Annotated in this window: 8 protein-coding genes; 2 read left to right on the top strand and 6 right to left on the bottom strand. The window is 52.8% G+C overall.

From position 1 onward, the window contains the following. Positions 1-336: 336 nt before the first annotated feature. The 4 genes from LLG96_11290 to LLG96_11275 form a co-directional block, all read right to left on the bottom strand. Complete coding sequence (locus tag LLG96_11290; GenBank protein MCE5250792.1) at positions 337-2535, bottom strand: heparinase II/III family protein; 2199 nt, start codon at positions 2533-2535, stop codon at positions 337-339. A gap of 387 nt (positions 2536-2922) precedes the next feature. Further along, positions 2923-4008, bottom strand: a complete 1086-nt coding sequence (locus LLG96_11285; GenBank protein MCE5250791.1) for a permease — start codon at positions 4006-4008, stop codon at positions 2923-2925. A 205-nt stretch (positions 4009-4213) separates the two neighbouring features. Next, positions 4214-6037 carry a DUF362 domain-containing protein gene (locus LLG96_11280; GenBank protein ID MCE5250790.1) on the bottom strand — a complete coding sequence of 608 codons (1824 nt, stop codon included), beginning with the start codon at positions 6035-6037 and terminating at the stop codon, positions 4214-4216. 388 nt (positions 6038-6425) lie between these two features. Next, positions 6426-7802 carry a hypothetical protein gene (locus LLG96_11275; GenBank protein ID MCE5250789.1) on the bottom strand — a complete coding sequence of 459 codons (1377 nt, stop codon included), beginning with the start codon at positions 7800-7802 and terminating at the stop codon, positions 6426-6428. 263 nt (positions 7803-8065) lie between these two features. Between LLG96_11275 and LLG96_11270 the strand changes: the two genes are divergently transcribed. Together LLG96_11270 and ggt are read left to right on the top strand one after the other, a co-directional pair. Further along, on the top strand, positions 8066-9463 hold the full coding sequence (locus LLG96_11270) for a hypothetical protein (GenBank protein MCE5250788.1): 1398 nt from the start codon (positions 8066-8068) through the stop codon (positions 9461-9463). A 538-nt stretch (positions 9464-10001) separates the two neighbouring features. After that, on the top strand, positions 10002-11678 hold the full coding sequence (gene ggt / locus LLG96_11265) for a gamma-glutamyltransferase (GenBank protein MCE5250787.1): 1677 nt from the start codon (positions 10002-10004) through the stop codon (positions 11676-11678). A gap of 600 nt (positions 11679-12278) precedes the next feature. On the opposite strand, the gene LLG96_11260 is transcribed toward ggt, so the two are convergent. Further along, complete coding sequence (locus LLG96_11260; protein MCE5250786.1) at positions 12279-14012, bottom strand: hypothetical protein; 1734 nt, start codon at positions 14010-14012, stop codon at positions 12279-12281. A gap of 308 nt (positions 14013-14320) precedes the next feature. After that, positions 14321-15655 carry a GntP family permease gene (locus LLG96_11255; protein MCE5250785.1) on the bottom strand — a complete coding sequence of 445 codons (1335 nt, stop codon included), beginning with the start codon at positions 15653-15655 and terminating at the stop codon, positions 14321-14323. Positions 15656-15954 lie beyond the last annotated feature (299 nt).

Below are 15954 nucleotides of genomic sequence, written 5' to 3'. Positions count from 1 at the left end.
TGTGGCAAGAGAGGGGGCAGGGGGTGAGTTAGGGTGGAGAAAAGGGGTAACAATCAAATCTAAAACAATCCATATGCCGGTAAATGCCCTGTTTACAGGATATTTCGAACTTTTATAACAATTTTAACCGGACACTATTCATTCAGCCCATAATCACTGATATATCATACGATGATTGTCATTCCCAAGAACGAAGTGAATTGGGAATCCATTATTACTGTCACTATGTGATGAGCATGAGATATGGATTTCCGTTTTCACGGGAATGGCACTCCAACGCGCAAAATATATTGTTCTTATTTTCTATATCCTGATTGAACGACCAGAGTTCGTTTTTTACTTCCCGCCCGTTCCGAACAGGCCCTGCTGGGGCATGACCGACTGCGTGAGCTCACGGTCGACCAATGTCGTGCCGCCCTCTGTTATGGAAATATGTCCCGAGGCTTTTCCTTCGGTGCCGAACAGCACTTCCCATGTCCTGTGAACGTTTGAAAAACGGACTCCCACGCGGTTTCCCTTTCGTACGAGTTCGGAACCGGCCATGTCCCTGAGACCGATATCCCCAACCTGTATGAGGTGGAGAAACACCGTCCCCGTTTCCTGCGTCTTCGGGCTCACCTCGACCCGCCACTGTCCGAGCAGCTGCGTCGTATCCGGAACGGCATTGCCGGCGGGCATGGCGTAGTTGTGACCGTCCGACCAGAACTGTTTTCCCGGCCCGCCGATTTTGACCAGTTCGGCGTTCACCGGCAGAAGTGTCCTTGAAAAGAGCCTGCCTCGCTCCTGGTACGCGGTGAATGTCTGCCCGCTGATTTCCGGCTCGGTTGCCGTGTGGAGCAGCCAGGTTTTTTTATACTCGGGCCTGGTCGAAACGACACGGTCGAAAACAACGAAAAAATCGGAGTTGAGAAACACGAGCTGGCGCAGGACGAGCGTGCATTTCTCCGCCGAATAGCACGGCGTGGCATCACCGGCAACATAGGAATAATCGGCGCAGGTTTCAAATGCCGCGACCTTCGATCCCATGAGCTCGTTCTGGCCGCCGTCGTTGGGAACGGGCAGTTCTTCCTCTCCGGGAGCGGGCGCTCCCCACCGCTGGCCGCCGCCGGCGCCCTTATCGACATAGATGGGCATCACCTCTCCCGGCATCTGGATGAGAATACAGTTATGTGCGACCGTCCGCGGGAAGTAGTTCTGGGTATGGATACCCAGAGGACGCGAGCCGGTATCGAGCGCGAGGAATCCATTTCGGTAGATTACGAACTGGTTGTTGTCGAAGTGTTTGTGCTGTTCGAGCACGCCGCCTGCCATGAACAGGGCATAGGTATCGTCGGGTCCCGGCCCCGATCTCATGAATACCTGCCCCATGTTCTCAAAATGACGGGCGTATGGCATAACCTCCGCCGGTCCGGCCGGGGCAAGCGCTTCGTAACGGTTGGTGAGGAGAAAGGGGGTAAACGGAAGCGTCCCGAAATTTCCTTCCGGCACCTGACCGATCATCCATTTTGCGAATGCGGCGCACTCCGGGTTGTCTTTGCCGTAAAAGTGGATGATCTGGAGAAGGTGGCTCCGCATGTTGCCGAGGGCAAGCTCGTTCGTTGAGTGGTAAGCATCGCCTGCGCCGAATTCGCGCCGTCCCGGCAGCATGTTCCAGTAGAGGTATCCGGGAAGGTACGATACATTCGGCCAGTCGAGGGCGATATTCTTCCCGGTCGCCGAAAGGAACGTATGGAAGAAGTTGAACTCAGCCCACGGGTATGCCGCCATGGCATAATTCAACGATGCGGTCGCCGAGCCGCCGTCATCGCCCGCGCCCTTCCGGCGGTGCGCGAGGACTTCCATGTTGAGACGGTATCCCTCGGCGAGAAACGATTCGGCGCGTACATCGTCCACACCCTCGCCGTATGTGGCAAGCCCGGCATACCAGAGGAGCGACCGGTTGCCGTAAAAACCGGTCGTGGGGCCTGACCAGTTCTCCTGCGGGTAAAAGTAGTGACGTTTGTCTGTGGGCTGGACGAGTTCCACCTCATCGAGGAACGAGCGGCCCATCTCCTTTCGCTCCTCATCACCGAGACGGTTGAATATCCAGTCGTATGCGGCCCAAGCGGAAATCCGGGTGTAAGCGTACCAGTTCACCGGTTTCTGCTGGTTGTAACACTCGTGGTAGAAGGAAATGCTCTTTTTCAGCAGTTCTTTCGACAGGGCCAGGTACCGCTCGTCACCCTCGACGAGGTACACGAATGCTGCTTCGGCGGCGGGAATGCCGTAATCCTTCGATTCCAGCGCGGCGGGATCGAGCTTGTCGACACGCGCTTTCATGTCGTTGTAGAGTTTCGCATCCTCATTGAGCGCCCGGGCTTTAATGGCAGGAAAGGTGTCTGCGTTGAAGAAAAGACGGGGATGGTCTTTTCTCAGAATCGATTTGAGCCCGGCCGGAATCGTTCCGCGCGGAACATCTGAAAAACCCTGACAGGCAAAGGCTGTAAGAAGGATACAGGCTGCGATCGCCATTCTATTCGTGGAATCTCTGAGCATCGAAAACTCCCCTGATCGGATTTTGAGTGTTTTATTGTCTGGTTCATACCATACATCAAATTTATCTGAAAATATACTTGACTGATTTCACCACGGAGACACGGAGAACACGGAATAAGGCTCAATATTAATTGGAAATTACATTTTCACCTTTCGATGTGACCATCTATGGTTATGAGGTTATTCATGAATATATTTAACCACAAAAACACCAAAACACAAATAGATTTAACGGAGTATTTATACTATCATCCATAATTATCAATGGATTATAAAAATATAAAAAACAAATCAGCGAAAATCCGTCCAATCCGCGTAAATCCGCGTTCTATTATATTTTGTGAATATATCGGGAGAATAAACCTGTAGAAATTATAGGAAAATCTTTCAGAATCCGCTCTGGGGTGAGCCGACGCCCGGTTTGTACATGACCGCATCCTCTTTTGCTTCCACTCTTCCATACCAGCGTGAGTCGATAGTCAGTTCCGGGGAAATCTTCGAGTAGCCGTACCCGATGAGCACTCCCCCGATGAGCGTTACACCGAGGTATACGAGCGCCACTTTTTTCCGGAGAACGGCATGCAGCGATACGATTGTCGAAATCTTGGTCGCCGGGCCGGTTATGAAGAATGCGAGCGCGGCGCCCTGCCCCATGCCCATGCCGACCAGGACGCCGATAAGCGCGACTGTCCCGCCGCCGCACACATAGAGCGGTATACCGAGCAGCCCGCCGAGGAGCACCGACTTGAATCCCGTTCCGCCGAGGAGCGCGGCAATCCACTGCGGACTGATACAGGCCTGCACGGCTCCGGCGAGAAAGAGCGCCAGCATGAAATATCGTGCGATGAAGAGGGTCATCTTCCGGGAATGCCTGAAAAAGTGTACGATGGTGTCGGTGAGGCGTCTGGCGGGCGCATCTGCATGGCATGACGGAACGTGAGTTTCAGCCGCGAATCCGGTTCTCAGCGGATTTTTGAAGCTGACCCAGCCGCGTGCAAGAGCGGCATCGGTTATCCAGCCGCCGAACACCGCGAGCCCGAAAGCAGAAACCGTCCGCGCAATCGCCATCTGCGGTCCCATGACTCCCCATGTGATGATAAAGAGCGAAGGATTCATGAGCGGCGATGCGATGAGAAATGCCATGAGCGGCGGCAGGGGAACACCGGCCGACAGAAGGCCTCCCGCAAGGGGAATCGCGGCGAAGGTGCACATCGGCGAAAGCACGCCGAGAACCGCCGCACACAGAATGGGAGCGCTTCCGGAACGGGTCAGGAATGCCCTGATTTTTTCATGCTCCATGAACATGGCCACCAGAACCGCGGCGAATGCCCCGAGCACGACATAATACCAGAGCTGGGTGAACAGAATCCATGTATTGGACAGTGTTCTTTCGGTATATGTCCCTCTGAACGTCTTTTCCATGAAACCATAGAGATCATAGAAAACGTCGAGTATTTCATATAAAACCGTCACCGGCTGTTTCTCCGGACAAAAAGATGATGAAAAGCCTTGTAAACACCATATGGTAAGATTAAGGCTGTCAAGGGTCGGCACGGAGTGCCGATCCCCGATTAATGATTCGGGGACAAGCTTACATGCCCTTGACAGCACCCGGACAACAGATTTCGTAACCGGGCGCGTGAAAAAATATACTTTTTCACCACCCCTTGAAACTGTTTCAGGTTTTACCGGATTTCCCCAATAATGCCATACCCTTTTCCTTCGGCACCGTCACTTCCATGTCATAGAGCCTCGTTTTCGAGGTGTCCTCGATGCAGGAAGCGAAGCCGGCAGGCCCGAAACGGTTTTTGAGCTTGATGAGCAGCCGGTTCTCGCCTTTTTCGAGTGTCACAGGGATCGAAAATTCCCTGATCTTGAATTCGCGGGGGCCGTCATCCCTGAAAATCACGTTTCCGTTGAGATAGACCTTGACGCCGTCATCGAATCCGAAGGTAAACGTCCCCTCCTGCCGGGACAATGACTTGAGGCAGAGGTAGGCATAGGTGATGGTGTTCGTGAGATCATCCCCGATATTCTCGTTGAGGCTCACATACGCTTCCGGGAGCCCGTAGGGATGCCTGAACACCCACCATGGTTTACCGTTCGTCGTATCGCCATCGACAGGATTGATTTTCGCCTCGCCGCCGAGCAGGTCCTTATCGAGGTCGGTTTCCTTATAAGGCCCGTTCATGAGATAGTTCTGGAACCCGATTCCAATGTATGCCGAATGTTTGACAAAATTTCTGCGAACTTTTCTGACCGGAGGTCCCACCACCGTGATGTCATTTTCGTCGGCTGTGCCGAAACCTTTCGCCTGTGCAAGATAGGTCTGGATAACTTCGTACGGATTGACACCCATTGCTCTGAGGGTCGTGGCTTCAACCGCGAGCGGGTCTCCTCCGGCGATGACGATATTATTATGGAGATTCGTGGTGTATGACGGCCAGTCTTTCTCGGACGCCCAGAAGCCGGCGATAATGCCGTAATTTGTCGGGCGGTAGCTGAAAATATCGACCATCCCCTGCGCGAATCCGAAACGGTCCATCTGGCTCTTCGCCACCCCGTCACCGTACGGGAAAGAGGAAAATGCACCGACATAGTTCTTGAAGATGAGCGTTCCCCCTCCGGCGTTCATTTTCATGGCGGGGATGTTGACGAGCTTGTCGGCATCGAGCATGGTCACCGGCATGTAGTACCCGTCGCGGAGCTTTCCCGAATCCGGTATGACAGCGTCACGGCCGTACTGTTTGCTGTCGCGGAATTTGCAGTCGACCCGCTGAAATGCGCCGCCGGGCACCGGGACGAAGCGGTACTGATCCTCGTTGAGATCGACATAATCGACGATGGTATGATTCTGGGACTTCGTGAATTCCTCGCACATGTCCTTGTAACAGAGGTTATCGAACTCGCGCCACTGAACAGTCCATCCGTCCACATCATAAGAGGAGGAATCATAGTACGGCGCTGTGCCGCGTTTCCCGGCAACAGCCCATGTGCCCGAACCCTCGACGAGGGTGATGCGTTTCGGTTTGATATTTTCGAGCATGTACGTGATCACGCTCTTGACCACACGGGCATCGGTCACATCTCCCCAGTGCTCGAAACCGTGTTGCCAGAAATTCTTGTTCTGACGTTTGCCGTCATTATCCTTGACCGGGCCGTGCACCAGGTTGAGCTTGAGGAGCACCCAGTCGGACGGTTTTATGACTTTTTTGAGCGACGTTTCCGATGTATCGAGTTCGAGCGCCCTGCGGACAACGGCATCAATCTGTTCATAGGTAAGCTTCTCGGTGTCGATGGGAACCGGTGCCACAAGCTCCCTGTCGGCTGATGTCGCAATGGTAACCACCGCTTTTCTCGCCGGAGCAGCCGTGGAGGTATCTATCAGATCGATCGACATGCCGTTCTTACGGTGCGCAATGAACACATCAAGTGCAACAATAACGATAATCACAAGCGCCGAGACACCGATGATTGAGTACCGCCTTTTCTTTTCTGCCATGCCATTTTCTCCCTGTTATTCGATATTCCCGTCTTACTGAAAAAAATTTTTTTACGGTTTTTTATAAAATATGCCACCATATTAATATAAATCATTTTTCATCATTTCTCCGACTCTTTTTTCACCTCTATACGTACCTGATGTAATGATTCTTTAGTTTTTCCCCTTCTGCCTTATGCCTTGCGCCTTATGCCTTTCTTTCATGCTTTATGTCTTATCTTTTCCCCTTCTGCCTTATGCCTTGCGCCTTATGCCTTATGCCTTTCTTTCATGCTTTATGTCTTATCTTTTCCCCTTCTGCCTTATGCCTTGCGCCTTATGCCTTTCTTTCATGCTTTATGTCTTATCTTTTCCCCTTCTGCCTTGTGCCTTGTGCCTTCTGCCTGTCTTAATACCCCCTCGTATCCGCAAGCGCGCGCATCTGCTCGTCCCAGCGTGCGTCCCAGGTAAGTGCGCCGTTGAAATAGATGGCCGGGGCATCGCCGGTGCGTGTGATGATCTGGTCGGCAATTTCCGCGGAGAGAGTCCAGAGGATGGTGGTGACCATCACTCCCGAAGTCGGGCAGACCCGCCGCTCGAATCCGGGAATGGCGAAAAGCCCGTAGGTGTCGGCCATCCGTCCCGCATGGGCTTCGGTTTCGCGCGCGACAATTCTACCGTCGGGGATTCTGAAACCGCGGGTTACCGGGCCGATGGACATCGTCCTCATGCCGAGGCTCTTCATGGCGTCGAGGTTTTTGAGATCGGCCTCGTCATCGGGCTTGTAGGTACCAACGATCACACAGTCTTTCGATGTTCCGGTTATTTTTTCGTCCGTGAGGTTCTTCGCAAAGGCGAATCCCCCGCGTCTGCCCGTGGCTTCGCTCGCGAGCGCCTCGCGATACCTGCTGTAGACATACACATTCCCCCCGCCGAGAAGGGTATCGACTGCGATACCCGCCATGTTCCGTATCGATCCGAGCTCGGCGGCAACCATTTCAAGCTCGCGTATGATCTCGTCGAAGTAATCGTCCATGAGCGGAGCGGAGAGAGATGCCCGGTCGGTCTTGTCGCCGGGTTTCGGCTCATCGCCCTTGACCTTCACCGGTTTGCCGTCCACCGCGAGAATACGGCATGCGTCCGCGATCATCATCCAGAAAATGGAGGTGGAAAGCGGGCCCGATTCGGGGCCGAGCGGAGCGGAGGAACCCGGAATCTTCACCTGCGCGCCGATGGCATCGATATATGTTTCAATCCAGATGTCGGCGACCGGACGAAGCCGGATGCGCTTTGCCTCGGGAGTCACCCACTCAAGACCGTACAGCATGTCGCCGCTCCAGGGGGATGGCCCGCCCACGACGAAGAGGTCTTTCGCGGCTATATCGGCGATGAGCTCCGGGCTCATGGGATAATCCACGAGCACGATATCGCCCTTCTTCGCCTGTTTCGGGTCATATCCGGGAGTGAGAATTTCCGGTTCGCCGTCACGGCCGGGGAAAATATCCGATCTGTATGTATGCCCCTGATCCCAGTAGCACCAGACACGGTTTCCCTTTTCAACGGTACGGGCGATTGCATAGGCTGCCTCAAGGATGTTCCCCGACTGGGTCTCGCGGACACGGGTCAGCATTTCACGTATCCGGCGGGGATATACGAGCGCGAGCGGCTCACCGGGAAGACGGTCTGCTCCGAACGCGAAACTCCCCTGGGCGCTGAGAGCGTGTGACCCGACCATGAGGCAGGGAATCGTTAACGGCATACAACGGCAAAAGTCGCGACGGTTCATGGCAGCCCCCTTCGATAAAAAGGCGTTATTTTATGGGAAGTAATATTCATCACCTCAAGCTTGTTTTACGGAATATGTTATATATACTGACAGTCTTGTATATAATATATATCTGAAAATTCACAAAAAATTTCTCTCAATTTGAGCCGGTTTTTTTTCAACCGGGTCGATCTATCTCATAGTTGTTTGATTTATTCGCTCGCGTATATTAATTTAGCAAAACGAACGAATGTCATACCATAGCATACAACGGAGGTCAAACCATGAATACAACGAGCCGTCGCAGCCTGCTGCGCAACGGTGTCCTCCTCGGCGCCGGAGTGGCTGCGGGAGGCGTTCCCGCTGCCCTGCCATCGGCGGCGCAGGAAAAGTCCTGTCCCGTGAAAACGGAGGGATGCCGTTGGGACAGCGAATATGATTTCGGGCATAAAATCCTCTTCATGGACGAGTATCACCGGGGTACCATGGAAATACTCGGGTGTCTCCACGGTGAGCTCGAACATATCGGCGAACTGAGCAGCCGCGCTGCGAGTGTCGTCAAAAACGGCGGAACCGTCTGGAATTCGGCGAATATCGGTCATATGCCGACAATGGAGCAGAGCGAGGAGCGGCGCGGCAATCCCTGTGTCATGAAGACCCACACCGGAAAAAGCGACAAGCAGAACAAGGGTGAGATGGCGGAAGCGGCGTTCGAAGACCTCAAAAAAGGGGACATGATCTTCACCAATTACTGCAACAAATCTCTCCAGGCCGCCCGTGACCGCGGTGTATACGTCGTGAGCATACCGGTCAACTACGTCAACAACGAATTCTGGCCCGAGGGGTATGTCCTGCCGAACGAAGACAACCTCATGCTCAGGGATGTATCCAGCGAGATTCTCCACAGCTATATCCCCTACGAGCAGGGACTCGTGCATGCGCCCGAAATTCCTTATATGGCAATCTGCCCGTCATGCGTGACAGCGCTCGGAGCGCTCTACTGGATGCTTTCGGCTGAAATCGCCAACAAGCTCGCCGATCCCAAAGCGAAACCGGTGGACAGGAGCGCCGAATACCTCGAAATCCTGACGGAACGGGTGATAAAAATCAAGGATACTCACAGGGACCGTATCAGGGAAACTGCGGTCGGGATGGCGCACCGTATCCGTGAGGGCGGCCGGTGGTTTGTCAAGAGCATCGAGCACACGGGACTTGCGAGCGAGCTCGTCCGCGTCGCTTCCGGCCCATGGATGCCCAATACCGGCGACTGGAATGCCCATAAGACACGCAATGTCATGCTTATATCCGGAATATCGCCTTCGCACCCGGAAGAGGTGAGGCTCGCTCTCGACAGGCAGGTCGAGGGGGCGTTCGTTATCGGCATCGCCCCGGCATCCGTCGACGGCGTCGTGCCGCCGGGACGGCTTATCGATGCAGCCGATGCGGGATTCGACAGCTTTTCACCCGAGTCCGGGGGAGTTATCGGCATTCCGAAACGGAGCGGTACGTTCTGCCCGACGAGCGGAATCACAGCCAATATCATCCAGCAGATGATCTGCGCCCAGTGGGCAGATGAAATGGCGCGCCGAGGATCGATACCCTATTTTCTCATGGGCAACTACCGCGCCGGCCGTGGATTCAACCGCATGATGCAGCCCTACGCCGAGCAGCGGGGGTACTGATTGCATGGTGCGTTTATAAAGGGAAGCAATGATGTACGATTTACGATTTGCGAATTTTGCACACTTATGTTCGTATTGAGTTATATTGTAATGCATTGATTATAAATAGAATATATATGATAATTGCTGATGAATTTTAATCCCGTTGAAAAGCCCCCCGTTCACATCCGGTTCTCGGAAAAAGAATGGGTGCTGTCCGAGCGAGCCGAAGGCTCGTGAGTTCACACATTCCCGAAAAACGGACAGCGAACGGGGAAAAAGGCTTTACACGGGCGCCTTTTCCTTTGGATACTTTCCTTTGGGCGCGCAAAGGAAAGTATCATATTAAAAAGGTGTTCTTAAAAAATGGAGAGATGCTAAAGGATTTTTAATTTGACAGACCTCAATAAATCGTAAATACCTGTCAAAAACCATAATTCCGCCAGAAGAGGTACATGTCATGAATGTCTCATCCGGTATATGCCGCATCACAAAAAAGACGCGAAAAATGCTCGGCGCAGACGTCTTGCGGACAAGCTCTTTAATCGTGATTATTTTCATGTTTGTATTTAGTGTCCTTGCCGGAAACACCGGGGCTCAACAGGATAATCACGCCCGTCCGGTCACCGCATCGAACGGCATGGTTTCGAGCCAGCATTACCTCGCGACTCAGGCGGGGCTCGAAGTGCTCAGGGAAGGGGGCAACGCTGTCGATGCCGCGGTGACTGTCGGATTCGCCCTCGCCGTCACGCTGCCCGCCGCGGGAAACATCGGAGGCGGAGGGTTCATGCTCATTCACCTCGCGGACTCGAAACAGACCATCGCCATAGATTACCGTGAGAAAGCTCCCGCCGGGGCTTACCGTGACATGTTCCTCGATACGGCGGGCAATGCCGATCCGGAAAAATCCCAGTACAGCTACTGGGCGTCCGGTGTTCCCGGCACGGTTCGGGGACTGGCGCTCGCGCTCGAAAAGTACGGGACGATCACGCTCGAACGGGCACTGAGACCGGCAATCGAGCTTGCGGAAAAAGGATTCGCCGTGGACGAATCCCTCCGCGAGTCTCTCATTGAAGAGAAAAAACACATGGAAGTTTCGCCCGCCAGCATGGCCATTTTTTTCAAAGAGGGCGGCGTTCCCTATGAGGTCGGCGACATCCTTGTGCAGAAGGACCTCGCGTGGAGTCTCAGGGAAATCGCACAGAACGGTCCCGATGCGTTCTACAAGGGGAAAATCGCCGAAAAAATCGCTGCTGATATGAAAGCGCACGGCGGTCTTATCACCATGAAAGACCTCGCGGCATACAAACCGGCTGTCAGGACGCCTGTTCACGGCACCTATCGCGGTTACGAGATCGTTTCCATGCCCCCTCCGAGCTCGGGCGGCGTTCATCTCATTCAGATGCTGAACATACTCGAGGGTTTCCCCATCGGCTCGTACGGTCACAACACGGCGCAAACGATCCACCTTATGGCCGAATCGATGAAATACGCCTATGCCGACCGGTCGAAATACCTCGGCGACCCGGATTTTGTGAAAGTCCCGGTTAAGGGCATCGTTTCAAAACGGTATGCGGACGATATCCGTAAAAAAATCAACCCGTCAAAGGCAACGCCGGGCACGGAGATTCTTCCGGGGCAGCCGGGCGGGTACGAAAGCGATCAGACGACGCATTTTTCGGTCGTTGACAGGAACGGCAACGCCATATCGAACACCTACACGCTCAATTTCAGCTATGGCAGCGGCATCACAGCAGCGGGTACGGGGATACTCCTCAATGACGAGATGGACGATTTTTCATCCAAGCCCGGCTCGCCGAACGCTTTCGGCCTCCTCGGCGGTGAATTCAACGCCATTGAACCGGGTAAGCGGATGCTGAGCTGCATGACTCCGACAATCGTCCTGAAAGACGGGAAAGTTTACCTCGTAACCGGCAGCCCCGGTGGAAGCCGGATCATCACGACTACCCTCCAGATCGTGATGAACGTCCTCGACCACGGTATGAATATCGCCGATGCCACGAACGCCGTCCGCATTCATCATCAGTGGATGCCCGACGAGATACGGGTCGAAAAAGGTCTCGACGGCAAAGTTGTGCAGGAGCTTACTGAAATGGGTCATACGGTTGTCGAGCGGGGAACCATGGGATGCACGGAGAGTATCATGCTCATTGACGGCAAACTGTACGGCGCATCCGATCCGAGGGGATCATCGTCGCTCACACTGGGATTCTGAGGATGAGTTATGTTCCTGAAAGAATAAAAGAAACTCGTTATTCAATTAACTCATAATCACTCGTCTATTGTACGAGTATTGTCGTTCCCAAGAACGGAGTGAATTGGGAATCCAGTATTATTGATTCGGCGAATAAACAATGACATCGGGGACGTCATGCCGAACTTGTTTCGGCATCTATTTCTAGTATTGGCATAGATTATTCGTGAAAAATATTTTACCGGTTATCCAGTTAAATCAGCTAACATGATTGATCCCCCTCGGCTTCGCCGTGTCCCCCTTATTAAAGAAAGGGGGATGAAAGTGCCCAAAAAGCCGCGCCCCCCTTAAAAAGGGGGGATGCCGCAGGCAGGGGGGATCACATACTATCGGAAGAAATTATCAATTCTGATTAAAAAGGTTTCCTATGCTTATCAAACCGGATAACCGGAAAATATTTTGCCGCAAAGACACAAACATATATAAGTTATTAATTATACTATCTTTAGCAATTTATAATCTTTAACACATAAAAATATATAAATAAAAAATAAAATCCGCGAAAATCCGCGTTCTGATAAATTTTGTGAATAGATCGGGCTCATTGGTATAAAAGCCTGGTTACAGCAAGTGGATAAGCTCGAAGTTGCATATCCGCGCCTCGGGAAATCCTTCGGCATCCTTGACAATCTCCCCGTCGGGTGTAAGAACGAGGAGCATGTCGTTACCCTGGAGCAGGGAGCCGTCATACCCGATATTCTTCAGCTTCCGTCTCACCGTATCGATAATACGGTCATATTCGTCCTTCGAAATGATACCGCTGTCGAGCGCCTTCACGAGGTCCACCGGCTTGTACAGCCACCCGTGACGTTCGGCTACCCAGCTGTCGGGGCCGTTGTAGTAACCGCGGATCGTGATATAGTTATGGTCATATCGAAGTATGGGCTCTCCGTCGGGTCCGACAATCGAACTGTGGGATTCGTATCGCCGCATGTCGCTCGACTGTTCGATCTTTGTGCTTCCGGCCATGTATATCGCCCGGACATACACTGAGGGTACTCCGTGCGAATTGAGGTAAAGTGCTATGGCATACTCCTCGAACGGGCTGTTATACCCATAGTTGAGCACCTTTGCCGCACGGTCACCTCTGTCCTTCATGGCCGGCATTTCACCCACCCGCGAGGTTTTCCAGACTACATGGATATTGTCCTTCGTCAGGGTATAGTATATCTCGTTGTTTTCCGACAGTTTCAGACATGGTGTCTTTCTCCATCGCTCGGGCAGGAAATAGTCGAAAAGCCGCGGATTCCTGCCAACCACCCACACATGTCCGTTGGTGCTCTCGGCATGGCCATGGACATAGGGCACTCCGAGAATGTCCATCGCCATGAGGTGTGAGGGGAGCGGCGCGGCGATAAAACGGTCGCGCTGGTCATCGAGGTAGGAATGACGCCGCGAATCTTTAATCACCTGTTCATGCTGGGGTGTCCGTAACAGGAGCTCGTAATCGACCACAGAGTATTTTCCCCGCCTGATGAGCGTATGAATATAATCGGTCTGCCGCGCCCGTGTATCGGATTTCATTTTTTTTCCGAGTTTCTCGACCTTTTTGGTATGTTCCTCGCCGATAATGACGTGTTCCGGTTTCATATCGGCCATGATATAACCTTTTATATCGAGGTCATCGGTCACCTTTTTCGTAATAGGGACAAGTTCCCGGATCATTTCGTCACTGTCCGTCCCCATCTCATCGAAAACCTCAAAGACATTTTTCCCCTTGATCCATCCGTATATAAGCTTGTACTGCCTGAGAATATCGAGATCGATGCCGGGATGACGGGCATGTATCCGGTTCATCTTGAATACCGAGCGTCCGCTCTGCCATACCTGCATTTTTTCGGGCGGAACGTAAATGGCCAGCGGGGCCTGTGTTTTTATCCTGATGGGGTCCGGACCATACCTGCTCTCTCCCATCTCCATGACAAGAGAGAACTCTTCCCAGGGGCTGTTGAACTCGGCATTGATGAATTCTATAAGGGTATGAGTCGCCAGAGGAACATCCTCTCCCACACGCGAGTTCTTTACAACGAGCTCGAGACTTTTCCCATCGATCTCTTTGGTATGAATCCGGTATACGGAGCTTGTTCCCTTCAACCGCTCGCGGTGGCTCTCGAACCATTCCTTTTCATACCAGTTGTTGATATCGAGCAGATCCCTGTACTGGAAGCCGAATCGGGTAAGATACATTTCACCGCCGTCGCTCGTCTTGACATGGATATATACCACACCGAGAATGTTTATGATGGATTCCGGCATGACGGGAATGTTTTTATCGAACATGTTCAAGAGAGTCATTGCATATTTACCTGATCGGGTTTGTGAAACATATATACTATGCCATAATCGTATTTATACAGTATAATCATTGACGCCCGGACAATCAAACAGGATTCAATGTCTGCTCATTTTGGGGAGTTACAGCAGATTACATTATTATTGCTTCGGCGATTAAACAGTGATATCGGATGACGTCATGCCGAACTTGTTTCGGCATCTATTCCTGCTATTGGTATCATATTTATCCGCCGGAGCAATACCCAGTTTGTTGCAATAAGCACAAGCGTTGTAAACAGAGTTGAAAACCGCACTGCGTACATCAGGCTTCAATGTAAAAAGAGCGAAACCGCATAAACGACCATGATTGATGTTACCCCCTGGACAATGGTCGCCATGGAGTGCGTCTTGTAAGCCGTTGCGGGATCGAGGCCCGAGAACTGGCTCACCACCCAGAAATAGCTGTCGTTGGCATGGGACATGATCATTGCGCCGGAACCTATGGCGACAACCGCAAGCGCCCTGCCCGCGTCCGAGGCGAGTCCCAGGTCGGCAAGCATCGGGCTTATGAGAGCGGATGTCGTGATGAGCGACACCGTCGACGAACCCTGGGCTGTCTTGAGCGCCGCAGCGATGATGAACGGCAGAAAAACACCGAGCTGGTAGTGAGCCAGCGTCGAACTCAGGTAATCGCCGATAGCGGTCGACTTGAGAACCGCTCCGAATGCGCCGCCCGCACCCGTGATTATGATAATGGTCGCCGAATTCCTGAGCCCTTCCCCCACCCAGCCGTTGATATACTCCTCGCTCCACCGCGGTATGAGACGGAACGCGAGCAAAACACCGAGGAGGAGCGCTACGGTCGGATCGCCGAAGAAATCGAAGAAGACGAGGAGTTTCCCTTCTCCGAAGGGATGATTGGGAAAATCGGCGAACGATTTGAGGGTGATGAGCACGATGGGTATGATGATGGGCGCAAAAGCGCTTACCGCACCGGGAAGCTTCGTAACCTCGCGGTCGTATTCCAGGTCGACAACTGCTTCAACATAGTACTTCGCGCCGATCTTTGTCGCCCACAGATAGCCTGCAATCACCGCCGGAACCGAAATAATGAGCCCGAAGAGTATGACCAGACCGATATCCGCGTTGAGGTTACCCGCTGCGGCTATAGGACCGGGCGTCGGCGGTACGAATGTGTGGGTCGCATATAATCCCGTCGAAAGGGCGACTGCCATGGTGGCCATGGAAATGTGCGCCTTTTTTGCAAGGGTTTTGTTGAGCGACGACAGGATGACAAACCCGCTGTCGCAGAATACGGAGATCGATACGATTGCTCCGGTAACGGACATTGCGAGCGCCGATTTCGCTTCGCCGATCACACCGAGCACGGTATTCGCCATGGTGAGCGTCGCTCTCGATTTTTCGAGCACCGTCCCGATTATCGTACCGGCGATGATGACTATGCCGATATATCCGAGGATGTTTCCGAATCCGGTCGTGATAACCCGTATCAGGGCGACCGGTTCCATTCCCGATGCGAGACCCACACCGAACGCGGCAAACAGGAGCACCAGAAACGCGTTCATCCTGATTTTCGATGTCATGATGATGATAAATGCTATCGATGCCGCGAATATGACGAGTAAAAGCCCTCCCTGCACCATGACGTCTGTCTCCTCCTCCGCTTACTTTTTCATCGAATCCCGTACTATTCATACATTTGAATTTGTATTCTCATAAAAAATCCCCCCTGCCTTCCGGCATCCCCCCTTTTTAAGGGGGGAGATTGGGCGGTTCCCCCTTTGTTTTATAAGGGGGATACTGTCTTGTCCTGAAATAAGTTTACAGAAGAAGGGACAAGGAGTCAAGGATGAAAGAGGGAATGGGAGTGCGGTTTACGGAGGTATTGAAGCTGCATGTGGTGGGAGAGGTAGAGTCTGGGAGGATAAGTCAGTCGGAGGCG

This window comes from bacterium (assembly GCA_021372535.1).
Lineage (GTDB): Bacteria > Latescibacterota > Latescibacteria > Latescibacterales > Latescibacteraceae > JAFGMP01.
This window is presented reverse-complemented; position numbering and strand designations above follow the sequence as displayed.